The following is a 22,314-nucleotide window of genomic DNA, read 5'->3' as shown; positions in this document are numbered from 1 at the left end:
TCGCGCCTCCCGTCGTGGACTTCCGGTGTTGCCTGTGCCGAGAAGCTTGCCGGGGCGACTTCATGGCCGTGTCCGCCGACTGTCACAGACCTGTCACAGGGGTCCGTCACCGGGGCCGCACGGTTCCTTCACAGGGTCCGGCGGCGGGGGCGGGCACCGTTGTGGACCCACAGGTCGAACCGCACCCCCTCCATGGGCCAGAATGAGCCCGTGCCTTCCCTGTTGCTGATCGAGGACGACGACGCCATCCGCACGGCCCTGGAGCTCTCACTGACGCGCCAGGGTCACCGGGTGGCCACCGCTGCCAGCGGCGAGGACGGTCTGAAGCTGTTGCGCGAGCAGCGGCCGGACCTGATCGTGCTGGACGTGATGCTGCCCGGCATCGACGGGTTCGAGGTGTGCCGGCGCATCCGGCGCACCGACCAGCTGCCGATCATCCTGCTGACCGCGCGCAACGACGACATCGACGTGGTCGTCGGTCTCGAGTCGGGCGCCGACGACTACGTGGTCAAACCGGTCCAGGGCCGGGTGCTGGACGCCCGTATCCGGGCCGTGCTGCGGCGCGGGGAGCGCGAGTCCAGCGACTCGGCGAGCTTCGGCAGCCTCGTCATCGACCGCTCCGCGATGACCGTGACGAAGAACGGCGAGGACCTCCAGCTGACGCCGACCGAGCTGCGGCTGCTGCTGGAGCTGAGCCGGCGGCCGGGCCAGGCGCTGTCCCGGCAGCAGTTGCTGCGGCTGGTGTGGGAGCACGACTACCTCGGCGACTCCCGGCTGGTGGACGCCTGCGTGCAGCGGCTGCGCGCCAAGGTCGAGGACGTGCCGTCGTCCCCGACCCTGATCCGTACCGTGCGGGGTGTCGGCTACCGGCTGGATCCGCCTCAGTGACACAGGAACACCAGGGGGGTTCACGCGGCTGGGCCGCGGCTCGCAGGGGAGTCTGGTCCGGGCTGCGCTTCACCAGTCTGCGGCTCAGGCTCGTCCTCGTCTTCGGTCTGGTCGCGCTCACCGCGGCCGTCTCCGCGTCCGGCATCGCCTACTGGCTGAACCGGGAGGCGGTGCTGACCCGTGCCCAGGACGCCGTGCTGCGGGGCTTCGAGCAGGAGATGCAGAACCGCGCGGGCGCGCTGCCGGAGCACCCCTCGCAGGACGAGTTGCAGCACACGGCGGGGCAGATGGCGAGCAGCAGCCAGCGGTTCAGCGTGCTGCTGGTCGCCGAGAACTCCGACGGGAAGACCGTGTACGGCAGTTCCGGCGGGCTGGGCGGCTTCTCGCTGGCCGACGTGCCCGAGTCGTTGCGCACCGCGGTGAACAAGGAGCAGGAGCTCACCTCGGCCAACAAGCACCCGTACCACCTGTACTGGCAGCGGACCACCGAGGACGGCACCCCGTACCTCGTGGCCGGAACGAGGGTGATCGGCGGCGGGCCGACCGGCTACATGCTCAAGTCGCTGGAGCCGGAGGCCGAGGACCTGAACTCGCTGGCCTGGTCGCTGGGGATCGCCACCGGGCTCGCGCTGCTCGGCTCCGCGCTGCTGGCCCAGGCGCTGGCGACGACCGTGCTCAAGCCGGTGCACCGGCTGGGGGTCGCGGCGCGGCGGCTCGGCGAGGGCAAGCTGGACACCCGGCTGCGTGTCTCCGGCACCGACGAACTGGCCGATCTGTCCCGGACGTTCAACAGCGCCGCCGAGAACCTGGAGAAGCGGGTCGCGGACATGGCCGGCCGGGAGCAGGCGTCGCGGCGCTTCGTGGCGGACATGAGCCATGAGCTGCGCACGCCGCTGACGGCGCTCACCGCGGTGACGGAGGTGCTGGAGGAGGAGCTGGAGTACGAGGGTGAGGGCGAGGGCGGGAGTTTCGACCCGATGGTCGAGCCCGCCGTGCGGCTGGTGGTCAGCGAGACGCGGCGGCTGAACGACCTGGTGGAGAACCTGATGGAGGTCACCCGCTTCGACGCCGGCACCGCCCGGCTGGTCCTCGACGACGTCGACGTGGCCGACCAGATCACCGCCTGCGTCGACGCCCGGGCCTGGCTGGACGCCGTCGACCTGGACGCCGAGCGCGGCATCCACGCGCGGCTCGACCCGCGCCGGCTGGACGTCATCCTGGCCAACCTGATCGGCAACGCGCTCAAGCACGGCGGGTCGCCGGTGCGGGTGTCGGTGGCACGGGCGGACGACGAGATCGTCATCCGGGTGCGGGACCACGGGCCCGGCATCCCCGAGGACGTCCTGCCGCACGTCTTCGACCGCTTCTACAAGGCGAGCGCCTCCCGGCCCCGCTCCGAGGGCAGCGGGCTCGGCCTGTCCATCGCCCTGGAGAACGCGCACATCCACGGCGGTGAGATCAGCGCCGAGAACCATCCCGAGGGGGGTGCGGTGTTCGTGCTGCGGCTGCCGCAGGACCCGACGCCGCCGACGGACGGCGACGACGGCTCCCCGGACGACGAGAGCAAGGGCGAGGACCCGAAGGGACAGGTCTGATGACCGTACGCCGTCGGCCGGTACCGCGCTGGGCGGTCCTGTGGGCCGTGCCGGCCCTGCTGCTCACCGGGTGCGGCATCCGTGCCACCGAGGTGCCCACGGACTTCGGTCCGGCGCCCTCGCGGGCACGCTGCTCGCTCGCCGGGCCGGACACGGCGGAGCGGGCCGCGCCCGGGATGCCGGTGCGGGTGTTCCTGCTGTGCGGCTCGTCCCTGGTGGCCGTCGACCGGACGGTGCGGGTGCCGGAGGCCGCGGCGGACTCCGGGCGGCGGGCGCGGGTGGCCCAGGGCCTGCTCGACGAGCTGGCCCAGTCGCCGTCGGCCGCGGAGAAGCAGGCCGGGTACACGACGGACGTGCGCGACGGGATCACCGTGAGCGGCCCGCGGCCGGGCGACCCCGACGACACGCTGCGCCTGGGCACCGCCCCCGCCGACCTCACCTCGTACGCGCTCGCCCAGGTGGTGTGCACCTTCTCCGACTCGGCGGCGGCCGAGGGCGACGGCTCCGTGATCCTGGCCGGCCCCTCCGACGCGCCCGCCCGCCGCTACTCCTGCACGGACGAGGTCCGCGCCCGGCCGGGCAGCAACGAGCCGCCGTCCACTGAGGTCACCGACGGCTGACGGGCCGCAGGGGCCGTGCGGTGCGGGCCATACGGTGTGGACCGTGCGGTGTGGGGTCGTACGGTGTGGGCCGTACGGTTGGGCCGTACGGTGTGGGGTCGTACGGTGTCGGCCGTACGGTTGGGCCGTACGGTTGGGCCGTACGGTGTGGGCCGTGTGGTGTGGGCCGTGTGGCGCAGGACTCACCCTTGCGTGGGAGGGGCCGGAACCGCGCGCGGCGGCGGCCGCGTCTAGGGGGGCGTGCAGCGTCATGGGTTCCTCGGCGGCAGCGCCGCGCTCCGCATCCGTGTGACCGGAAGTGTCCTCCTGGTCGCACATCTCGCGTTCGTCGCCTGGTACACGCTGCGGCCGCTGGACGTGCCCTGGGTGCTGCCGCCGAACCTGCGCCCCTTCGACGGCATCCGCGCCGATCTGGCGCTGGGCTGGCCCGCGGCGGCCCGGGCCATCGGCGGGTCGCTGGCGCTGCTGGCGCCGCTGGGCGTGCTGCTGCCGGTGGCGGGCGGCCGGCTGGCCGTCTCTCCGCTGGGCTCGCTGCTGCGCACCACGGCCGCGGCGGCGCTGCTGTCGCTGGGCATCGAGCTGTTGCAGACCGGGGTGCCCGGCCAGGTCGTCGACGTCGACTCGCTGCTGCTGAACACGGCGGGCGTAGCCCTCGTGCACCTCGCCGTCGTGCCCGCGGGCCGCGCCCGGGTCCGTCGCTGGTCCGAGCGGGCGCCGCGGGAGGACGTCCCCCAGGAGGAGCCGGCTCAGGGGCGGACCCCGACGATTCCCAGGGTCGGTATCGCCCCGTAGAGCGACGCTTTGTTCCGTTCGTCTCCGTAGCGTGGAGGGCAGATGAAGGGGAAGCCGACAGGGCAGATCCCGCAACACGCTGACGAAGGAGCCGCGATGTCCCGCCTCGCCCGCCCCACCCACGGCCGCATGATCGGCGGAGTGTGCGCCGCGCTGGCCCGGCGCTTCGGCACCTCCACCACCACGATGCGGGTGATCTTCGTGGTCTCCTGCCTGCTGCCCGGCCCGCAGTTCCTGCTCTACCTGGCGCTGTGGCTCCTGCTGCCGTCCGAGGAGAAGGCCGCGCGGACGGCCTGGTGACCGGCCCGCGCCGCAGGTGACGGCGCCCGATTGACGTACCTCCCCTCTGGTACGCCGAAGGGGCGCACCCGGCGACACCGGGTGCGCCCCTTCCGGCGCGTGGGGAGCTGTGGGTCAGCCGCCGATCGGGAGGCCGTTGACCGGCAGGCCCTGGGTGGGCAGGCCCTTGGCCGGCAGACCGCCGAGGAGCCCGGCGACCGGCTTGGTCGGGCCCTCGGAGAGCTGCTGCTCGACGACCTGCTCGACGACCGGCTGCGCGGCGGTCAGACCCGTGGCGGAGACCTTCCGGCCCTGCTCCACGATGTTGCCGGCGCCGGGCACCACCTGGGAGACGGTCTCCGCGGGGAGCGTCCGGGCGACGGAGTCCACCGTCTGGGCGGTGTCCGGGAGCGCGGGGGCCGCGGTGGCCGCACCCGCGCCGGCGGCGGCGAAGGCGGCACCGAGGGCGGCGACGCCGAGGGTCTTGGCAGCAGACTGCTTCATGAAATGCGTCCTCGAATGGGGTGACGGGGATGTGAGCGGTCCTTGACCGTAAACACGTACCGCCCCCGACGGCAAACATCGAAATGCGGACGGATTGTGAAAGCCCGTCCGCATTTCCGTATTACCGTCCTCCCTCGATCAACCCTCGTTCTCGACAAACGTGCTGGTAGAAGCGGTCTGCTGGAACAGCCATTCGGACTTCAGCTCCGCATACCCGGGCTTGATGACGTCATTGATCATGGCCAGTCGTTCATCGAAAGGAATGAACGCTGATTTCATCGCATTGACGGAGAACCACTGCATGTCGTCGAGCGTGTAACCGAACGCGTCGACAAGGTGCTCGAATTCACGGCTCATGCTGGTGTGCGACATCAGCCGGTTGTCCGTGTTCACCGTGGCACGGAAGTGCAGCCGGCGCAGCAGGCCGATCGGGTGCTCGGCGTACGAGTCCGCCGCGCCGGTCTGGAGGTTGGAGCTGGGGCACAGCTCCAGGGGGATGCGCTTGTCCCGGACGTACGAGGCGAGCCGGCCGAGCTTGACCGTGCCGTCCTCGTGGACCTGGATGTCGTCGATGATGCGCACGCCGTGCCCGAGCCGGTCGGCGCCGCACCACTGGAGGGCCTGCCAGATGGACGGCAGCCCGAAGGCCTCACCCGCGTGAATGGTGAAATGATTGTTCTCCCGCTTGAGGTACTCGAAGGCGTCCAGGTGCCGGGTGGGCGGGTAGCCGGCCTCGGCGCCCGCGATGTCGAAGCCGACGACGCCGAGGTCGCGGTAGCGGTTGGCGAGCTCGGCGATCTCCAGGGCGCGGGCGGCGTGCCGCATGGCGGTGAGCAGGGCGCCGACGCGGATGCGGTGGCCCCCCTCCCGGGCCCGTCGCTCGCCCTCCCGGAAGCCCTCGTTGACGGCCTCGACGACCTCTTCGAGGCTGAGTCCGCCCTCCAGGTGCTGTTCGGGGGCGTAGCGCACCTCGGCGTAGACGACGCCGTCCTCGGCGAGGTCCTCGGCGCACTCGGCGGCGACCCGGACCAGGGCCTCGCGGGTCTGCATGACGCCCACGGTGTGGGAGAAGGTCTCCAGGTAACGCTCCAGCGAACCGGAGTCGGCGGCCTGGCGGAACCAGGTGCCGAGCCGGTCGGCGTCGGTCTCCGGGAGGTTGGAGTAGCCCGTGGCGCGGGCGAGTTCGACGACCGTGCCGGGGCGCAGCCCGCCGTCGAGGTGATCGTGCAGCAGAACCTTCGGCGCCCGGCGGATGCGGTCCGGCGTCGGCGTCCTCGCGCTGGTCTTCGCGGTGCTCTGGCTCGTCATTTCCGCACTGTAGCCCCTACGCGCGTAGAGCACCGGGTGAACGCCCGGACACGGTCGAACGCGGCGGCGGGAGCGGGCTTCCCGGCTTTACGAACCGGCCGATATGTAACGGTGACTGCGAAGACGGGTGGCGTACACCCGGTCTTCTGAGAATGTTCTGCCATGGCACAGCAAGCGACGCCGGTCCGTCGGGCCCGGCTGGGGCGAACGCTCGGTCCGGAGGGGACGGCGGTGAGCGGGGTGGTGCTGCTGCTCCCCGCCGGGGACGAGGTGTCCAGCCGCAGACCGTCTCCGCTGCTGGCCGCGGCCTCCGTGCGCGCGCTCGGGCGCCGGCTCGCGCGCGCGGGGCGGGACGAGGGCCTGGCCACGCATGTCGTGCACTACCGCTACCGCGGCTGGAACGGTGCGGAGGCGCACCTCGCCCGTGACGCCGACTGGGCCGCCGACGAGGCCGTACGGCGCTACGGCGACGTGCCCGTCTGCCTCGTCGGCCTCGGCATGGGCGGGCGGGCCGCGCTGCGGGCGGCCGGGCACGAGGCCGTCAGTTCCGTGCTGGCGATCGCTCCTTGGCTGCCCGACGAGGACGTGGCCGCGTCGCCGGAACCGGTGAAGCAGCTCGCCGGGCGGCAGGTGCTGATCGTGCACGGCACCAACGACGAACGCAGCGACCCCGAGCTGTCGTTCCGGCTGGCCTCCCGGGCGAAGAAGGCCAACCGGGCCGTGTGCCGGTTCGAAGTCCACTCCGACGGCCACGGCTTGCGCCACTACCGGGAGGAAGTGGTGGCGCTGGCGGAGGACTTCGTGATGGGCGCGCTCTTCGGGCAGTCCTTCTCCCGCCCGGTGGAGGACGCGCTGGCCGCTCCCCCGCCGCTGGGGCTGCGGATGCCGTTGGCGGTGGGGTTCGGGAAGTCGCTGCGGCGGTAGAGGCCTTGGCCGGTCGCGGTGGTGGGGCTGTGAACCGCCGGGGCGGCAGGGTCTGTGGTCCGCCAGGATGGCCGACCCTGCGACCCGCCGGCATCGTGGGGCTGTGAACGCCTCGGCGGCAGGACCTGCGAACAGCCTGAGGGCCGGGGGCGCAGTCCGCCGGAGGGCCGAGGCCGCGGTCAGTCCGGCAGGAGGTGGCCCCTCCGCGACAGCAGGAACTTCTTGAACGCCGCCACCGGCGGCGTGTCCGTGCGCCCCGCCAGCCAGGCAACGCCGATCTCCCGGGCCGCGCGCGGCGCCGTGACCGCCAGTTCCACCACGCCGGGGCGGGGCACGGCGGGCGGCGGCAGGAGCGCGACGCCGAGACCGGCGGCGACCAGGCCCCGCAGGGTCTCCGCCTCCTCCCCCTCGAAGGCCACCCGGGGCCGGAAACCCGCCTCCTTGCACAGGGCGTCGGTGATGCGGCGCAGCCCGTAGCCGGGCTCCAGGGTCACGAAGTTCTCGTCGGCGGCCTCGGCGAGACGGATGCGCCGCCGGCCGGCCAGCGGGTGGTCGGCGGGGACGACCAGGCGCAGCTTCTGCTCGTCCAGGCGTCGGGCGACCAGGTCGGGTGCGTCCGGGACCGGGGAGGTCAGGCACAGGTCGAGTTCGCCGGCGCGCAGGCGTTCCAGCATCGCCTCCCCGTAGTTCTGGACGAGGCTGAAGCGCACCCGGGGGTGGTCGGCGCGGAAGGCGTGCAGCAGGCCGGGGACGGTCTCGGCGCCCATGGTGTGCAGGAAGCCGAAGGCGACCTTGCCGGTGGCCGGGTCGGCGTCCGCGCGGACCTCCTCGGCGGCCCGCTCGACCTCGGCGAGGGCGCGCTCGACCGAGCCGAGGAAGGTGCGCCCGGCGACGGTCAGCGCGAGGGTGCGGCCGCGGCGGACGAACAGGTCGACGCCCAGGTCGGCTTCGAGGCGGACGAGGGCGCGGGAGAGCGTCGACTGGGGGACGTTCATCTCCTGCGCGGCCCGGGTGACGTGCTCGGTACGGGCCACGCCGGCGAAGTGCGCGAGGCGGGGCGCGAGCAGCGCGACGATGTCTTCTGTGTCACCGGATGGTGACAGGCGTGCCTGTGAGCTTTGCTGATGCACCATGGGAACGATTATGGCCATTCCATGCATTGGACGGATGAGTCGCGGTCTCCGTACGGTCCCGGTATGACTCCCGCCGATACCGGGGCGTCCACCACCGTGGGCGCCGCCGCTTCCGTCTCCGCTCCCGACGTCCCCGGCACACCCGACGTCCACACACCGCGCATGGCCCCCGGCGGCCCCGGCTACCGCCGGATGAGTCTCGCCCTCTTCCTCGCGGGCGTCGCCACCTTCGCGCTGCTCTACTCCACCCAGGCGCTGCTGCCCCTGATCTCCGGCGACATGGGCGTCACGGCGGGCGACGCGAGCTGGACGGTGGCCGCGGCGACCGGTGGCCTCGCGGTGTTCGTCCTGCCGATGAGCGCGCTCTCGGAGCGGTTCGGACGGCGTACGGTCATGACGGCGTCCCTGGCGGTCGCGGTGACCGTCGGGCTGCTGGTCCCGTTCGCCCCGTCGCTGCCGGCGCTGGTCGCGCTGCGCGCGGTGCAGGGCGCGGCGCTGGCGGGGCTGCCCGCCTCGGCGACCGCCTACCTGGCGGAGGAGGTCGCCCCGCGGGCGCTGGTCACCGCGATCGGCCTGTTCGTCGCGGGCAACAGCGTCGGCGGGATGAGCGGCCGGGTCATCACCGGCTGGGTCGCCCAGGAGTGGGGCTGGCGGGTCGCCGTCGGCGTGATCGGCGTGGTGGCGGTGGCGTGCGCGGTGGCCTTCCGGATGCTGCTGCCGGCGCCGAAGCACTTCACCCCGGGCTCGCTGCGACCGGGGGTGCTGGCCCGCACGGTCCGCGACCACCTCGCCAACCCGCTGCTGCGCCGGCTGTACGCGATCGGCGCGCTGTTCATGACGGTGTTCGGCGGCGTCTACACGGTGATCGGCTACCGCCTGGCGGAAGCCCCGTTCTCGCTCCCGCAGGGCGTCATCGGCTCGATCTTCCTCGTGTACCTGGTGGGCACCGTCTCGGCGTCCACGGCGGGTCGCCTGGTGGGCCGCCTCGGCCGCCGCGGGGCACTGTACCTGGGCGGTAGCACCACGGCGGCCGGCCTGCTGCTCTCCCTCGCCCCCTCCCTCCCGCTGGTCCTGCTGGGCCTGGTGCTGATCACGGCGGGCTTCTTCGCCGGGCACGCGGTGGCCTCCTCGGCGGTGAGCCGGACGGCCGCGCACGGCCGCGCGCAGGCCTCGGCGCTGTACCAGTCCGCCTACTACATCGGCTCCAGCGCGGGCAGCACGGTCGGCGCGGTGGCCTTCCACTCCGGCGGCTGGGCCGGGACGGTCGGCGTCGGACTGCTGGCGGTGTCCGGCGTCTTGGCGATCACGGTGACCGGTTCGCTGGCGGCCCGGCGCACGGGCCGGGGCGTGCCGGCGCGGGCCTGAAAGCGCCGGAGGTGCCGTCGGGCACACCTCTGTGACCTGCACGTTCTCCGACTCCGCAGGCCATTGTCAGTCCCCTGCGGTAGCTTCCGAAGTGCGAGGCGCGAAGACGCGCACGACGGGAACGCCACAGGGGTGGGTGGACGATGACCAACGGCACCGTGACGACGGAGCTGGATGCCGCGCTGGAGAAGCACCGGGTCGAACTGACGGGGTACTGCTACCGGATGCTCGGCTCCTCCTTCGAGGCCGAGGACGCGGTCCAGGACACCCTGGTCCGCGCCTGGCGGAGCTACGACAAGTTCGAGGGCCGCTCCAGCCTCCGCTCCTGGCTCTACCGCATCGCGACCAACGTCTGCCTGGACATGCTGACCGCGGGCAACAAGCGGGCCCGCCCGATGGACCTGACCGACTCCACCCCCCTGGCGCAGGCGGCCCTCTCCCCGCGCCCGGACAACACCTGGCTGGAGCCGATGCCGGACGCCCGGGTACTGCCCACGACCGCCGACCCGGCCGAGGCCGCGGTCGCCAAGGAGTCGGTGCGGCTCGCCTTCATGGCGGCGCTCCAGCAGCTGCCGCCCAAGCAGCGGGCGGTGCTGATCCTGCGCGAGGTGCTGGCGTGGCGGGCGAGCGAGGTCGCCGAGCTGCTCGGCACGTCGGTCGCCTCCGTCAACAGCGCCCTCCAGCGCGCCCGCGCGACCCTCGCCGAGCGGGCGGAGCACGGCGAGGGCGCGGCGGTCTCGGACCCGCTGGACGAGGAGCAGCAGAAGCTCCTGGAGCGCTATGTCGCGGCCTTCGAGGGCTACGACATGACGGCCCTGACGGCGCTGCTGCACGAGGACGCCATCATGACGATGCCGCCGTTCGACCTGTGGCTGTCCGGCTCGGCCGACATCACGGGCTTCATGACGACCCTCGGCGCCGCGTGCGCGAACTCGCGGCTGCTGCCGGTCAACGCCAACGGGCTGCCCGCGTTCGCACACTACAAGCCGGACCCGGAGGCGGGCGGCTACGCGCCGTGGGCGGTGCAGGTGCTGGAGATCTCAGACGGCCGCATCACCGGGTTCCACTGCTTCCTCGACACCAAGCGGTGGTTCCCGCTGTTCGACCTGCCGCTCCGTCTCGAAGCGGAGGCCGACGAGGTCCAGTAGGGCGTGCAGCGCGGGGTCGGGGTCGCGCAGCCTGATCCGGCCCCCGGCCCGCCGGGCGGTGAGCTCCAGGCGGGCCAGCAGATCGACGACGGCGAGCCCCGGCGGTCCCAGCCCGCCGACGTCGCAGACGACCACCCCGGCCCGGGTGCTTTCCATCAGCGCGCGCACCTCGTCGCAGAGCCGGGGTGTCTCCCCTCGGGAGACGGGCCCCGGCAGCACGAGTACGGCGGGTGTCACGGCGTCCACGTGCGGTAGACCCGGGGCGGGCCGGGAATTCATCGGTGTCCGCCGGCCGAGATCGCATTGACGTGCGCGCACCCTGGCCCGGAGGGTTTGTTGCATGCCCCACGTACCCCCTCCGCGCGCCATGCCGTCCCGGGTCCGTCCGCTCAGCGATGAGGTGCCGTGCAGGGAGTCCTGACCGGCTTCGCGGTCATCGCGGTCGTCATCGCCGTCGGCTATGTGCTCGGCCTGCGAGGCCACCTCGGCCCCCAGGGACGCGAGGTCCTGACCAGGCTCGCCTTCCACGTGGCCTCCCCCGCCCTGCTGTTCACGACCCTCGCGACGGCCGACCTGTCGGTGGTCTTCTCCAGCCGGCTGCTGGTCACGGCGCTGTCCACGGTCGCGGTGGCCGGGTTCTTCGTCGCGGTGGGCGTCGTACGGCGCTGGGGCGTGGGCCGCACGACGGTCGGCGCGCTCTGCTCCGGCTACGTCAACTCCGGCAACCTCGGCATCCCGATCGCCGTGTACGTCCTGGGCGACGCCTCGCTGGTGGCGCCGGTGCTGCTGTTCCAGCTGGTGCTGGTGACGCCGATCGCGGTGACCGTCCTCGACCTGTCGACAGGCGGCGGGAAGGGCCCGCTGTGGCGGGTGCTGCTGACGCCGCTGCGCAATCCGATAGCGCTGGGCTCGCTGGCCGGGGTCGCGGTCGCCGCGAGTGGGCTGCGGGTGCCGGACGCGGTGATGGACCCGGTGACCCTGATCGGCAACATGTCGGTCCCGGCGGTCCTGCTGGCCTTCGGCATCGGCCTGTGCGGCTCCACCATGCCGCTGCGGGGCGTGGAACGGCGGCCCGTGCTGCTGGCGGTGGCGCTGAAGACGGTGGGGCAGCCGGCGGTTGCCTGGGCGCTGGCGTCCGGGGTGTTCGGACTGCGGGGTGCCCAACTCCTCGACGTGGTGGTGACGTCGGCGCTGCCGGCGGCACAGAACCTGTACACGTACGCGTCGACGTACGGGGTGGGCGAGCGGCTGGCGCGGGACGCGATCCTCGTCTCGACGGTGGTTTCGGTGCCGGTGCTGGTGGGGGTGGCGGCGGTGTTGGGGTGAGTCAGGTCTCCGGGAACTCGCTGGTGTCGATCGTGAGGTCGAAGGGGGCGGGCAGCCTGAGGGGGTCGCCGAACTTGGCGGCGCTCAGCACCCGGTAGACGTCGCCCTTCGGTTCGCCGTAGAGCGTGGCGGTGGGTCCACCAGGGGCCCAGCGGTCCACGAGAAGGTAGAGCGGGATGCCGGCGGTGGCGTAGGCGGCGGGCTTGCTGATGCGGTCGTGCCGGGCGTTGGACTTGGAGGTGACCTCGACCACGAGTTCGGCGAGGGCGGCGGGGATGTGGGTGTCGGACTCGGTGTGGTCGGGCAACTGTGCCACCACAATGTCCGGGATCAACATCCCCAGGCGGGACGGCACCGCGAGCGCAAGCGTCTGATAGATCCCCCATTCACCAGGAATCACCGAATACAAGCGGCGCTGAATTCGTTCGGCGATGGCGTTGTGAGGCAGTCCGGGAGCAGGTGACACGGTGATGATCCCTTCGATGATCTCCACCTTGCTGCCCTCGGGCCATTCCATCTCCTCCCAGAACCGGACGAGGTCGTCCCAGTTCTGGTCGGGCTCCTGGCTCACGGTGAGTGCGCTCATGGCGGTTCTCCCATCGGTGCGTCACCGATCCCAGCATGCCGAACGGGACCGGCACAGGTCCACCGGTCCCGTTCACCCGATCGAGGAACCCCCTGATCAGGCGATACGTTCCAGCACCACCGGCGTCGCCGTGAAGTCCGTGCCCGCCGGGGCCACGTCGTAGGAACCCTCCACCGCCGCGAGGGCGTACTCGAAGCGGTCCGGGGTGTCGGTGTGGAGGGTGAGGAGGGGCTGGCCCTCGGTGACCGTGTCGCCGGGCTTGGCGTGGAGTTCGACGCCCGCGGCGGCCTGCACCGGGTCCTCCTTGCGGGCGCGGCCCGCGCCCAGGCGCCAGGCGGCGACGCCGATGTCGTAGGCGTCGAGGCGGGTCAGGACGCCGGAGGCGCCCGCCTTCACCACGTGCTGTTCCCTGGACGTGGGCAGGGCCGCGTCCGGGTCGCCGCCCTGGGCCGCGATCATGCGGCGCCAGACGTCCATCGCGGAGCCGTCGGCGAGGGCCTTCGCCGGGTCGGCGTCGGGCAGGCCCGCCGCGTCCAGCATCTCGCGGGCCAGGGCCAGGGTCAGTTCGACCACGTCCGCCGGGCCGCCGCCCGCCAGGACCTCGACCGACTCGCGGACCTCCAGGGCGTTGCCCGCGGTGAGACCGAGGGGGGTCGCCATGTCCGTGAGGAGGGCGACGGTCTTCACGCCGTGGTCGGTGCCGAGGCCGACCATCGTCGACGCCAGCTCCCGGGCGTCCTCGATGGTCTTCATGAAGGCGCCGCTGCCCACCTTCACGTCCAGGACCAGGGAGCCGGTGCCCTCGGCGATCTTCTTGGACATGATGGAGGACGCGATGAGAGGGATCGCCTCGACCGTGCCGGTGACGTCCCGGAGGGCGTAGAGCTTCTTGTCGGCGGGGGCGAGGCCGTCGCCGGCCGCGCAGATCACCGCGCCCACCCCGCCGAGGACGTCCATCATCTCCTCGTTGGAGAGCAGGGCGCGCCAGCCGGGGATGGACTCCAGCTTGTCCAGGGTGCCGCCGGTGTGGCCGAGGCCCCGGCCGGAGAGCTGCGGGACGGCCGCGCCGCAGGCCGCGACCAGCGGCGCGAGCGGCAGGGTGATCTTGTCGCCGACGCCCCCCGTGGAATGCTTGTCGGCGGTCGGGCGGGACAGGGAAGAGAAGTCCATGCGCTCGCCGGAGGCGATCATCGCGGCCGTCCAGCGGGCGATCTCGCCCCGGTTCATGCCGTTGAGCAGGATCGCCATCGCGAGCGAGGACATCTGCTCGTCGGCCACCTCGCCGCGCGTGTAGGCGTCGATGACCCAGTCGATCTGCTCGTCGCTGAGTTCGCCGCGGTCCCGCTTGGTGCGGATGACGGAGATGACGTCCATGGCCATGGAGGCTCGCTTCCTTACTTGGTGAGGTGGTCGGGGCCGAAGGCCTGCGGGAGCATCCGGGACAGGGGAAGGATGCCCTCCGGCGTCTCCAGCAGCAGCTCCGGGCCGCCGAACTCGTACAGCAGCTGCCGGCAGCGGCCGCACGGGACGAGGATCTCGCCGTGGCCGTCGACGCAGGCGAAGTGCGTCAGCCGGCCGCCGCCGGTGAGCTGGAGCTGGGAGACGAGCCCGCACTCGGCGCACAGGCCGATGCCGTAGCTGGCGTTCTCGACGTTGCAGCCGGTGACGGTGCGGCCGTCGTCGACCAGGGCGGCGGCGCCGACGGCGTACCCGGAGTACGGGGCGTAGGCGCGGCCCATCGCCTCGCGGGCCGCCGTGCGCAGCGCGCCCCAGTCGACGTCGGTCATTTGCCCTGTCCCTTCCGGTACTGCATGCCGTTCGCCTTCGGCATCCGCAGCCGCTGCGCGGACAGGGCGAGGACGACGAGGGTGACGACGTACGGCGTGGCGGCGACGACCTGGTTGGGGACGTCGTCGGTGGTGGCGTACCAGGCGAAGACCAGGGCGCCGATGACCACGGTGATCGCGGCCTGGACGTACTTCTTGCGGATCACGAGCCAGATGGCGCCGGCGAGCAGCAGCAGCGCGCCGAGCAGCAGCAGGGCGTGGACGTTGGCGGAGCCGCCGCGCAGGTTGAGGCTGTCGGTGTAGCCGAAGAGACCGGCGCCGATGGCGAGGCCGCCCGGCATCCAGTTGCCGAAGATCATCGCCGCGAGGCCGATGTAGCCGCGGCCGCTGGTCTGGCCCTCCAGGTAGAAGGGGTTGGCGACGATGGAGAGGAAGACGCCGCCGAGGCCGGCCAGGCCGCCGGAGATGATCACGGCGAGGTACTTGTACTTGTAGACGTTGACGCCGAGGGACTCGGCGGCGACCGGGTTCTCGCCGCAGGAGCGCAGGCGGAGGCCGAACGGGGTGCGCCACAGGACGTACCAGCTGCCGGGGATGAGCGCGACGGCGATCAGGGTGAGCCAGGAGACGTCGGTGACCAGGCCGCCGAGCAGGCCGGCGATGTCCGAGACGAAGAACCAGTGCTGGTCGTTGAGGCTCTCCAGGGCGCTGGAGAGGCCCGGCACCGAGAAGTGGCCGAGGTCGTCGACGGGCGGGGACTGCTTGGCGGAGCCGCCCTGGTGGCCTTCGAAGGCGAGGGGGGCCAGGTAGCGGGTGGCGCCGAGGGCGAGGATGTTGATGGCCACACCGGAGACGATGTGGTTGACGTTGAAGGTGATCGTCACGATGGCGTGCAGCAGGCCGCCGAGCGCGCCGCCGACGATGCCCATCAGGACGCCGGTCCACGGGCCCCACTGGAAGCCGGCCCAGGCACCGAACCAGGTGCCGAGGATCAGCATGCCCTCGAGGCCGATGTTGATGACGCCCGCGCGTTCGGCCCACAGGCCGCCGAGACCGGCGAGGCCGATCGGCACGGCGAGCTGGAGCGCGGTGGACATCTGGCTGACGTTGGTGATGCCGTTGGCGCCGGTGATCAGGCGGACGATGGAGGTCAGTGCCAGGGCACCGGCGATGATCAGCAGCAGGACGGGCAGCGAGATCCGGCGGCCGGCCGGGGCCCCGTGCTCCAGCGTGGGCTGGTTGAGGTCGGTTGCGGTGGTCATCGGCCAGCCACCTCCTTCTTGGTGTTGTCGGTGGCGCCGAGGACGTGACCGGCGGCCAGCTCCGCGCCCACGCGGCGCTGCTGGCGGCGCAGGCCCCACTCGCGGACGGCCTCGTAGGAGACGACGACCGAGAGCACGATCAGGCCCTGCATGATGACCGCGATCTCCTTGTCGTAGCCGTGGAAGTCCAGCTCGGGGCTGGCCTTGTCGAGCCAGGCCCACAGCAGGGCGGCGAAGGCGATGCCGACGGGACTGTTGCGGCCGAGCAGGGCGATGCCGATGCCGAGGAAGCCGATGCCGGTGGGGAAGTTGAGGCTGTAGGTGTGGGTGTCGCCGAGGAGGATCGGCAGGCCCGCGAGGCCGGCGAGGCCGCCGGAGAGCAGCATCGCGGTGAGCACCATGCGCTTCGGGTTGACGCCGCTGGCCGCGGCGGCGGACTCGGAGGCGCCGGAGGCGCGCAGGTCGAAGCCGAAGCGGGTGCGGTTGAGGACGACCCAGTAGCCGATGCCGAGGAGGACGGCGAGGATCACCAGGCCGTAGATCTCGCCGGCGGCGCCCATGTCGATGCCGGGGATCCAGCCGGACTCGTGCATCTCGCCGGTGGTGTGGTTGTTGCCGATCTTGACGCCGAAGACGTCGGGCAGCCACAGGTAGCCGATGACGGAGGTGGCGATGGCGTTCAGCATGATCGTCGCGACGACCTCGCTGACGCCCCGGGTCACCTTGAGGACGCCGGCGATGCCGGACCAGAAGGCGCCGGTGAGGACGGCGGTCAGCAGGAGGAGCGGGATCTGGAGGAAGGCGGGGAGGTTCGCGTGGGCGCCGACGATCGCGGCCATCATGGCGGCGAGCTGGTACTGGCCGTCGACGCCGATGTTGAACAGGTTCATCCGGAAGCCGATGGCCACCGCCAGGGCCGCGATGTAGTACATCGACGCCTGGTTGATGATCAGGACCTGGATGTCGGAGAACCCGGCCTGCTCGAACATCAGGGCGAACGGTTCGACCGGGTTCTTGCCCGAGGCGATCAGGACGATCGCGCTGAGCACGAAGGCCACGGCGAGCGCGATGACCGGACCGGCCACCGCGAGGAGCACGCGCTCCTTGTCGAACTTCTTCATCAGCGGGCCTCGTCTTCCGCGCCCGGGCCGCCGTCGGCCGGGGTCTCTTCGTGTTCGAGGTGTCCGGAGGCGGCACCGGTCATGGCCGAGCCCAGCTCCTCGGGGGTGATGGTGGCCGGGTCGGCGTCGGCGACCAGCTTGCCGTCGTAGATCACCCTCAGGGTGTCGGACAGGCCGATCAGCTCGTCCAGGTCGGCGGAGATCAGCAGGACCGCCAGGCCCTCGCGGCGGGCCTCGCGGATGTGGTCCCAGATGGCGGCCTGCGCGCCGACGTCCACACCGCGGGTGGGGTGGGCGGCGATGAGGAAGCGCGGCTTGTGGCTCATCTCGCGGCCGACGATCAGCTTCTGCTGGTTGCCGCCGGACAGGGAGGCGGCGGTGACGTCGATGCCGGGGGTGCGGACGTCGTACGTCTCGACGATGCGGCGGGTGTCGTCCTGGGCGCCCTTGAGGTCGAGCCAGACGCCCTTGCTGTTGGGCTTCTCGGTGACGTGGCCGAGGATGCGGTTCTCCCAGAGAGGGGCCTCCAGGAGCAGCCCGTGGCGGTGGCGGTCCTCGGGGATGTAGCCGACGCCCTGCTCGCGGCGCCCCCGGGTGGGCAGCGCCGTGATGTCCTCGTCGAGGAAGCGGATGGTGCCGGAGTCGGCGTGGCGCAGGCCGATGAGGGCGTCGACCAGTTCGGTCTGGCCGTTGCCCTCCACGCCGGCGATGCCCAGCACCTCACCGGCGTGGATGGTGAAGGAGATGTCGTCGAGGAGGGCCTTGCCGCCGGGGGCCGCCAGGCGCAGCGTGTCGACGGCGAGGACCTCGCGGTCGGTGACCGTGGACTCGGCGGTCTCGGGGGTGGGCAGTTCGCTGCCGACCATCAGTTCGGCGAGCTGGCGCGGGGTGGTCTCGGACGGGACGGCGGTGCCGACCGTCGTGCCGCGCCGGATGACGGTGATGTCGTCGGCGACGGACAGCACCTCGCCCAGCTTGTGGGAGATGAAGATGACGGACAGGCCCTCGGCCTTCAGCTCGCGCAGGTTGTCGAAGAGCGCGTCGACCTCCTGGGGCACGAGGACGGCGGTGGGCTCGTCGAGGATCAGCGTGCGGGCGCCGCGGTAGAGGACCTTGAGGATCTCCACGCGCTGGCGGGCGGCGACGCCGAGGTCCTCGACCAGGCGGTCGGGCTCCACGCCGAGGCCGTAGCGCTCGGAGATCTCCTTGATCCGGCGGCGGGCCTTGGCGCCGATGCCGTAGGGCTTCTCGCTGCCGAGGACCACGTTCTCGAGGACCGTGAGGTTGTCGGCGAGCATGAAGTGCTGGTGGACCATGCCGATGCCGCGGACGATGGCGTCGGCGGGCGAGGAGAAGCTCACCTTCTCGCCGTCGACCGTGATGGTGCCCTCGTCCGGCTTCTGCATGCCGTAGAGGATCTTCATCAGGGTGGACTTGCCGGCGCCGTTCTCGCCGACGAGGGCGTGGACGGTGCCCTTGCGGACGGTGAGGTGGATGTCGTGGTTGGCCACGACGCCGGGGAACCGCTTGGTGATCCCGGCGAGCTCGACGGCGGTCACCGATTCGTTGACCGCCGCTTTGGCCGGAGGGCTGCTGGACGCGTTGATGGCGCACTCTCCTGGGGACGGGGGCCGTCTACGCGCGTAGCGCCCCTACGGCATCTAAAAGCGGCGGCGGCACATCGACACGACGGGGTACGGGGAGGGACCCGGGGGGCGCCCTCCCCGTACCCCGTCGAGCGGTGCGACCACCGCGGTTACACGCTGTTCGAGGTACTGCTGGTGATCAGCTGCTCTTGACCTTGATCTCGCCGCTGACGATCTTCTCCTTGGCCGTCTTGATGGCTTCCTGGAGTTCGGCGTTGTCCGCGAACTTCGGGTTGGAGTTCGAGAGGCCGACCTCGCCGGACTTCAGATCGCCCCGAACGATACCGGTCTCGGGCTTGCCGTCCTCGACCGACTTCGCGAGGTTGTAGACCGCCTTGGCGACGTCCTTGGTGGCCGAAGTCAGGATCCACTCCTTGTACTCCGCGAGGGCGTCCTGCTTGTACTGGTCGGAGTCGACACCGATCGCCCACACCTTGTTGGCGGCGGCGGCCTCGATCACGCCCTGGCCGGAGAGACCGGCCGCCGCGAACACGACGTCGGCCTTCTTCTCGATCTGGCCCTCGGCGGCGGTCTCGCCCTTGTCGGGGCTGGAGAAGCCGCCCTCCTCCGCGGTCTGCGTCAGGTACTGCGAGATGACCTTGACCTTGGGGTCGGTGTCCTTGACGCCCTGCTCGTAGCCGGCCTGGAACTTGTGGATCAGCGGGATGTCCACACCGCCCACGAAGCCGACCGTGTTGGTCTTGGTGGTCTTGGCGGCGGCGACACCGGCGAGGTAGGAGGCCTGCTCCTCGTTGAAGACCAGGTCGGCCACGTTGTCGGCCTCGATCGTGGCGTCGTCCACGATGCCGAAGGTGGTGTCCGGGTACTTCTCGGCGGTGCTCTTCAGCGCGGCGGCGTACGCGTAGCCGACGCCGATGACGGGGTTGTAGCCCTGCTTGGCCAGCGAGGAGAGCCGCTGCTCCTTGTCGGCGTTGGTCTCGCCGTCGTTGGGCTCGATGGCGGCGGTCTTGTAGCCGAACTCCTTCTCCGCCTTCATGAGGCCCGCGTGGGCGGCGTCGTTGAAGGACTGGTCGCCCTCGCCGCCGACGTCGTAGGCGATGGCGAGACCCTTGTCGCCCTTGGACTCCGACGACCCGGAGGAGGTCGAGGTGCCACCGCAGGCGGTCAGGGCGAGGGCCAGGGAGGCGGTCGCTGCGCCTGCGACCGTGATCCGGGAAATCCGGCGCATGTCTGGTGCTCCTGTCGTACAAGCGCCGGGGACGGTTCGGGTACGGCGCTGGCTTCGCCGCAGATTAACGCGCGTAGACCTGCCTGAAAACCCCTTCTGTCCTTCTTGTTATCCGCCCGTGAGCAAGGGGGCCCGGGCGGGCCCGCGGGGCTTGCCGGACGCAAACGGGGGACGGCGGAGAGTGACGCCGGGGCGGCCCGGACGGCCGGTCGCCGCACGCCGAAGCGGGCGGGCACCGGGGGTGCCCGCCCGCTTCGGCGTGCCGCTGTGCGCTGCCGCGCGGGACAGCCCCTACTCCGTCTTCACCTCGATGGAGCCGGAGATGATGCCTTCCTTGGCCTTCGCCACGGCCTCCGTCAGGCCCGGCACCTCGGCGTACTTCGGGTTGGCGTCGGACAGGCCCACACCGTTCGACTTCAGGTCGAAGGCCTGGACGCCGGTCAGCGGCTTGCCGTCCTCGACCGACTTCGCCAGCGCGTACACCGCGCCGTCGATGTCCTTGAGCGCGGAGGTCAGGATGAAGTCCTTGTACGCCGCGAGGGGGTCCTGCTTGTACTGGTCGGAGTCGACGCCGATCGCCCAGACCTTCGCCTTCGCCGCGGCCTCGATCACGCCCTGGCCGGAGAGGCCGGCGGCCTGGTAGACGACGTCGGCCTTCTTCTCGATCTGGCCCTCGGCGGCGGCGCGGCCCTTGTCGGGACTGGAGAAGCCGCCCTCCTCCGCGGTCTGCGTCAGGTACTGCGAGACGACCTTGACCTTGGGGTCGGTGTCCTTGACGCCCTGCTCGTAGCCGGCCTCGAACTTGTGGATCAGCGGGACGTCGACACCGCCCACGAATCCGACGACGTTGGTCTTGGTGGCCTTGGCCGCGGCGACGCCGGCGAGGTAGGAGGCCTCGTTCTCGGCGAAGACGAGGGAGGCGACGTTCTTGCCCTCGACCACGGAGTCCACGATGCCGAAGCTGGTGTCCGGGTACTTCTCGGCGACCGTCTTCATCGCCGGCGCGTAGGCGAAGCCGACGCCGATGACGGGGTTGTAGCCCTGCTTGGCCAGCGAGGAGAGCCGCTGCTCCTTGTCGGCGTTGGTCTCGCCGTCGTTGGGCTCGATGGCGGCGGTCTTGTAGCCGAACTCCTTCTCCGCCCTCTGCAGGCCCGCGTGGGCGGCGTCGTTGAAGGACTGGTCGCCCTCGCCGCCGATGTCGTACGCGATGGCGAGGCCCTTGTCGTCCTTGCCGCCCTCGTCACCGCTGTTGCTTTCGCTGCTGGTGCCGCCGCAGGCCGTGGCGGCGAGTGCGAGCGACGCGACCCCCACCGCGGCGCGGGTCAGTCTCGATATCCGACGCATCTGAAGTTCCCCATTCTCCAAAGCCCCGCAGCGGGTGCTCGGTTCGGCGCAGATTAACGCGCGTAGAAACTCCTGGGAACGGGGTTCCGCGGTGCCGTTATCCATTCGTGCCGCGGAGTGCCAGGGGCGTGCTTAGCGCGTTCCAGGTGCGTGCGGTGCGGCCCCGTGCGCTTGTGCATCAGGCTGCCCCCGGCCCGCCGGGGCCGCAACCCCGGCGGACGGGTTCGACGCTACGAGGTCACTGCACGGCGTCGATCAGCGCCGCCGCGGTGAACATCTCCACGCCGACGGTGATGGCCGCCTCGTCCACGTCGAAGTCGCCCTGGTGGAGGTCGCGGATCACGCGCTCGCCGGGCGGGCGGACGCCGAGGCGGGCCATGGCGCCGGGCACGTGCTCCAGGTACCAGGAGAAGTCCTCGCCGCCGAGGCTCTGCTCGGTGGGCTCGACGGAGTCCGTGCCGCGCCGGGCGACCATGGCGGCCTGGAGCAGTTCGGTGCTGGTGACCTCGTTGACGACCGGGGGCACACCGCGGACGTAGGTGATCTCGGACTTGGCGCGGTAGAGGTTGGCGATCTCGTCGATGGCGCCGACCACCAGGTCGGGGGCCTGCCGCCAGGCGTCGAGGTCGAGGCAGCGCACGGTGCCGGCGAGTTCGGCGTGCTGCGGGATGACGTTCGGCGCGTGCCCGGACTCGATCCGCCCCCAGGTCAGGGCGAGGCCGCTGCGGCTGTCCACGCGCCGGGCGACGAGCGGCGGCACGTCGGTGACGACGCGGGCGGCCGCGGTGACCAGGTCGGTGGTGAGGTGCGGGCGGGCGGTGTGTCCGCCGGGACCGTCGAGGGAGATCTCCAGCCGGTCGCAGGCGGAGGTGATGGGGCCGACCCGGAGGCCGATCCGCCCGGCGTCCACCCGGGGGTCGCAGTGCACGGCCAGGATGCGGCGCACCCCGTCGAGCGCGCCGCCCTCGATGGCGTCGGCGGCGCCGCCGGGCAGCACCTCCTCGGCCGGCTGGAAGACCAGCCGCACGGGCCGGGGCAGCAGGCCCTGCTCGTGCAGGGCGGCCAGGACGAGGCCGGTGCCGAGGACGACGGTGGTGTGCACGTCGTGTCCGCAGGCGTGGGCGCGGTCGGGGACGCGCGAGCGGTACTCGCACTCGCTCTTGGTGTCCGGGATGGGCAGCGCGTCGATGTCGGCCCGCAGGGCGAGCATGCGGGGGCCGCCGGCCCACTGTCCCGAGTCGGTGCTGGTGCCGATGTCGCAGACGAGCCCGGTCCCGACGGGGAGTACCCGCGGCTTGAGGCCGGCCCGCTCCAGCCGTTCCTTGATCGCGGCGGTGGTGCGGAACTCCTGGTTGCCCAGCTCGGGGTGCATGTGCAGGTCGCGGCGGAAGGCGACGAGCTCCGCGCGGAGCGCCTCCGGCAGGGTGCCGGGAAGCACCGCTTCGCCGGACGGGTCGGCCTCGGTCTCTCGGGACAGGGACATCAGTTGCTTCACCC

At 71.7% G+C, this 22,314-nt stretch carries 22 protein-coding genes; 9 read left to right on the top strand and 13 right to left on the bottom strand.

Features of this window, described 5'->3' with window-relative positions:
• Positions 1–210 precede the first annotated feature (210 nt).
• From afsQ1 to M6G08_RS12790, 5 genes are all read left to right on the top strand, one after another.
• A complete protein-coding gene (gene afsQ1 / locus M6G08_RS12810; protein ID WP_029394402.1) occupies positions 211–888 on the top strand; it encodes a two-component system response regulator AfsQ1 in 678 nt (225 codons plus the stop codon).
• Positions 885–2,483 (top strand): ATP-binding protein, encoded by a 1,599-nt coding sequence (locus M6G08_RS12805; RefSeq protein WP_272587276.1) that lies wholly within the window; start codon positions 885–887, stop codon positions 2,481–2,483. The genes afsQ1 and M6G08_RS12805 overlap by 4 nt, the downstream gene beginning before the upstream one ends.
• Positions 2,483–3,103, top strand: coding sequence for a hypothetical protein (locus M6G08_RS12800; protein ID WP_272587275.1), 621 nt, complete (start codon positions 2,483–2,485; stop codon positions 3,101–3,103). Before M6G08_RS12805 ends, M6G08_RS12800 begins: the two co-directional genes overlap by 1 nt.
• Before the next feature lie 240 nt (positions 3,104–3,343).
• Positions 3,344–3,895 (top strand): VanZ family protein, encoded by a 552-nt coding sequence (locus M6G08_RS12795; protein WP_272587274.1) that lies wholly within the window; start codon positions 3,344–3,346, stop codon positions 3,893–3,895.
• Between the two features lie 96 nt (positions 3,896–3,991).
• Entirely contained in the window at positions 3,992–4,195 is a 204-nt protein-coding gene (locus M6G08_RS12790) for a PspC domain-containing protein (RefSeq protein WP_064729508.1), read from the top strand.
• A gap of 114 nt (positions 4,196–4,309) precedes the next feature.
• Here the strand turns inward: M6G08_RS12790 and M6G08_RS12785 are convergent, their stop codons facing one another.
• Positions 4,310–4,678, bottom strand: a complete 369-nt coding sequence (locus M6G08_RS12785; protein ID WP_073724784.1) for an ATP-binding protein — start codon at positions 4,676–4,678, stop codon at positions 4,310–4,312.
• 138 nt (positions 4,679–4,816) lie between these two features.
• On the bottom strand, positions 4,817–5,986 hold the full coding sequence (locus M6G08_RS12780; protein ID WP_272587272.1) for an adenosine deaminase: 1,170 nt from the start codon (positions 5,984–5,986) through the stop codon (positions 4,817–4,819).
• A 162-nt stretch (positions 5,987–6,148) separates the two neighbouring features.
• Between M6G08_RS12780 and M6G08_RS12775 the strand changes: the two genes are divergently transcribed.
• Positions 6,149–6,910, top strand: a complete 762-nt coding sequence (locus M6G08_RS12775) for an alpha/beta hydrolase (RefSeq protein ID WP_272587271.1) — start codon at positions 6,149–6,151, stop codon at positions 6,908–6,910.
• Positions 6,911–7,089: 179 nt separating this feature from the next.
• On the opposite strand, the gene M6G08_RS12770 is transcribed toward M6G08_RS12775, so the two are convergent.
• Positions 7,090–8,043, bottom strand: a complete 954-nt coding sequence (locus tag M6G08_RS12770; protein ID WP_272587270.1) for a LysR family transcriptional regulator — start codon at positions 8,041–8,043, stop codon at positions 7,090–7,092.
• Between the two features lie 63 nt (positions 8,044–8,106).
• Between M6G08_RS12770 and M6G08_RS12765 the strand changes: the two genes are divergently transcribed.
• Together M6G08_RS12765 and M6G08_RS12760 are read left to right on the top strand one after the other, a co-directional pair.
• A complete protein-coding gene (locus M6G08_RS12765; protein WP_272587269.1) occupies positions 8,107–9,408 on the top strand; it encodes an MFS transporter in 1,302 nt (433 codons plus the stop codon).
• A gap of 143 nt (positions 9,409–9,551) precedes the next feature.
• Positions 9,552–10,556 (top strand): sigma-70 family RNA polymerase sigma factor, encoded by a 1,005-nt coding sequence (locus tag M6G08_RS12760; RefSeq protein ID WP_272587268.1) that lies wholly within the window; start codon positions 9,552–9,554, stop codon positions 10,554–10,556.
• On the opposite strand, the gene M6G08_RS12755 is transcribed toward M6G08_RS12760, so the two are convergent.
• Positions 10,449–10,835, bottom strand: a complete 387-nt coding sequence (locus M6G08_RS12755; RefSeq protein ID WP_272587267.1) for an STAS domain-containing protein — start codon at positions 10,833–10,835, stop codon at positions 10,449–10,451. The two genes, M6G08_RS12760 and M6G08_RS12755, sit on opposite strands and share 108 nt — an antisense overlap.
• Before the next feature lie 126 nt (positions 10,836–10,961).
• Here M6G08_RS12755 and M6G08_RS12750 point away from each other — a divergent pair, with 126 nt between their 5' ends.
• A complete protein-coding gene (locus tag M6G08_RS12750; RefSeq protein ID WP_272587266.1) occupies positions 10,962–11,882 on the top strand; it encodes an AEC family transporter in 921 nt (306 codons plus the stop codon).
• Between the two features lies 1 nt (position 11,883).
• Here M6G08_RS12750 and M6G08_RS12745 read toward each other — a convergent pair whose 3' ends face one another.
• From M6G08_RS12745 to M6G08_RS12705, 9 genes are all read right to left on the bottom strand, one after another.
• Positions 11,884–12,468 (bottom strand): Uma2 family endonuclease, encoded by a 585-nt coding sequence (locus tag M6G08_RS12745; RefSeq protein ID WP_272587265.1) that lies wholly within the window; start codon positions 12,466–12,468, stop codon positions 11,884–11,886.
• Between the two features lie 96 nt (positions 12,469–12,564).
• Entirely contained in the window at positions 12,565–13,842 is a 1,278-nt protein-coding gene (locus tag M6G08_RS12740) for a thymidine phosphorylase (protein WP_272591327.1), read from the bottom strand.
• A 20-nt stretch (positions 13,843–13,862) separates the two neighbouring features.
• Complete coding sequence (locus tag M6G08_RS12735) at positions 13,863–14,255, bottom strand: cytidine deaminase (RefSeq protein WP_272587264.1); 393 nt, start codon at positions 14,253–14,255, stop codon at positions 13,863–13,865.
• Positions 14,252–15,517: an ABC transporter permease gene (locus tag M6G08_RS12730; protein ID WP_272587263.1), complete on the bottom strand. Its 1,266-nt coding sequence runs from the start codon at positions 15,515–15,517 to the stop codon at positions 14,252–14,254. Before M6G08_RS12730 ends, M6G08_RS12735 begins: the two co-directional genes overlap by 4 nt.
• Positions 15,514–16,638 (bottom strand): ABC transporter permease, encoded by a 1,125-nt coding sequence (locus M6G08_RS12725; RefSeq protein ID WP_272587262.1) that lies wholly within the window; start codon positions 16,636–16,638, stop codon positions 15,514–15,516. The genes M6G08_RS12730 and M6G08_RS12725 overlap by 4 nt, the downstream gene beginning before the upstream one ends.
• Positions 16,638–18,197, bottom strand: a complete 1,560-nt coding sequence (locus tag M6G08_RS12720) for an ABC transporter ATP-binding protein (protein ID WP_272587261.1) — start codon at positions 18,195–18,197, stop codon at positions 16,638–16,640. Before M6G08_RS12720 ends, M6G08_RS12725 begins: the two co-directional genes overlap by 1 nt.
• Before the next feature lie 226 nt (positions 18,198–18,423).
• Complete coding sequence (locus tag M6G08_RS12715; RefSeq protein WP_272587260.1) at positions 18,424–19,473, bottom strand: BMP family lipoprotein; 1,050 nt, start codon at positions 19,471–19,473, stop codon at positions 18,424–18,426.
• Positions 19,474–19,764: 291 nt separating this feature from the next.
• Positions 19,765–20,817, bottom strand: a complete 1,053-nt coding sequence (locus M6G08_RS12710; protein ID WP_272587259.1) for a BMP family lipoprotein — start codon at positions 20,815–20,817, stop codon at positions 19,765–19,767.
• Between the two features lie 238 nt (positions 20,818–21,055).
• Positions 21,056–22,300, bottom strand: a complete 1,245-nt coding sequence (locus tag M6G08_RS12705; RefSeq protein ID WP_272591326.1) for a M20 family metallopeptidase — start codon at positions 22,298–22,300, stop codon at positions 21,056–21,058.
• Between the last annotated feature and the right edge of the window lie 14 nt (positions 22,301–22,314).

Source organism: Streptomyces sp. M92 (assembly GCF_028473745.1).
Classification (GTDB): Bacteria; Actinomycetota; Actinomycetes; order Streptomycetales; family Streptomycetaceae; genus Streptomyces.
Note: the sequence above shows the minus strand (reverse complement) of the source record. Positions and strands in the feature narration are given on the sequence as shown.

Bases quoted from the DNA above. Each gene is read 5' to 3' on its own strand.
- M6G08_RS12800 (WP_272587275.1), top strand. From the start codon at position 2,483: ATGACCGTACGCCGTCGGCCGGTACCGCGCTGGGCGGTCCTGTGGGCC.
- M6G08_RS12790 (WP_064729508.1), top strand. From the start codon at position 3,992: ATGTCCCGCCTCGCCCGCCCCACCCACGGCCGCATGATCGGCGGAGTG.
- M6G08_RS12785 (WP_073724784.1), bottom strand. From the start codon at position 4,678: ATGAAGCAGTCTGCTGCCAAGACCCTCGGCGTCGCCGCCCTCGGTGCC.
- M6G08_RS12780 (WP_272587272.1), bottom strand. From the start codon at position 5,986: ATGACGAGCCAGAGCACCGCGAAGACCAGCGCGAGGACGCCGACGCCG.
- M6G08_RS12775 (WP_272587271.1), top strand. From the start codon at position 6,149: ATGGCACAGCAAGCGACGCCGGTCCGTCGGGCCCGGCTGGGGCGAACG.
- M6G08_RS12770 (WP_272587270.1), bottom strand. From the start codon at position 8,043: ATGGTGCATCAGCAAAGCTCACAGGCACGCCTGTCACCATCCGGTGAC.
- M6G08_RS12765 (WP_272587269.1), top strand. From the start codon at position 8,107: ATGACTCCCGCCGATACCGGGGCGTCCACCACCGTGGGCGCCGCCGCT.
- M6G08_RS12760 (WP_272587268.1), top strand. From the start codon at position 9,552: ATGACCAACGGCACCGTGACGACGGAGCTGGATGCCGCGCTGGAGAAG.
- M6G08_RS12755 (WP_272587267.1), bottom strand. From the start codon at position 10,835: ATGAATTCCCGGCCCGCCCCGGGTCTACCGCACGTGGACGCCGTGACA.
- M6G08_RS12745 (WP_272587265.1), bottom strand. From the start codon at position 12,468: ATGAGCGCACTCACCGTGAGCCAGGAGCCCGACCAGAACTGGGACGAC.
- M6G08_RS12740 (WP_272591327.1), bottom strand. From the start codon at position 13,842: ATGGACGTCATCTCCGTCATCCGCACCAAGCGGGACCGCGGCGAACTC.
- M6G08_RS12735 (WP_272587264.1), bottom strand. From the start codon at position 14,255: ATGACCGACGTCGACTGGGGCGCGCTGCGCACGGCGGCCCGCGAGGCG.
- M6G08_RS12730 (WP_272587263.1), bottom strand. From the start codon at position 15,517: ATGACCACCGCAACCGACCTCAACCAGCCCACGCTGGAGCACGGGGCC.
- M6G08_RS12725 (WP_272587262.1), bottom strand. From the start codon at position 16,638: ATGAAGAAGTTCGACAAGGAGCGCGTGCTCCTCGCGGTGGCCGGTCCG.
- M6G08_RS12715 (WP_272587260.1), bottom strand. From the start codon at position 19,473: ATGCGCCGGATTTCCCGGATCACGGTCGCAGGCGCAGCGACCGCCTCC.
- M6G08_RS12710 (WP_272587259.1), bottom strand. From the start codon at position 20,817: ATGCGTCGGATATCGAGACTGACCCGCGCCGCGGTGGGGGTCGCGTCG.
- M6G08_RS12705 (WP_272591326.1), bottom strand. From the start codon at position 22,300: ATGTCCCTGTCCCGAGAGACCGAGGCCGACCCGTCCGGCGAAGCGGTG.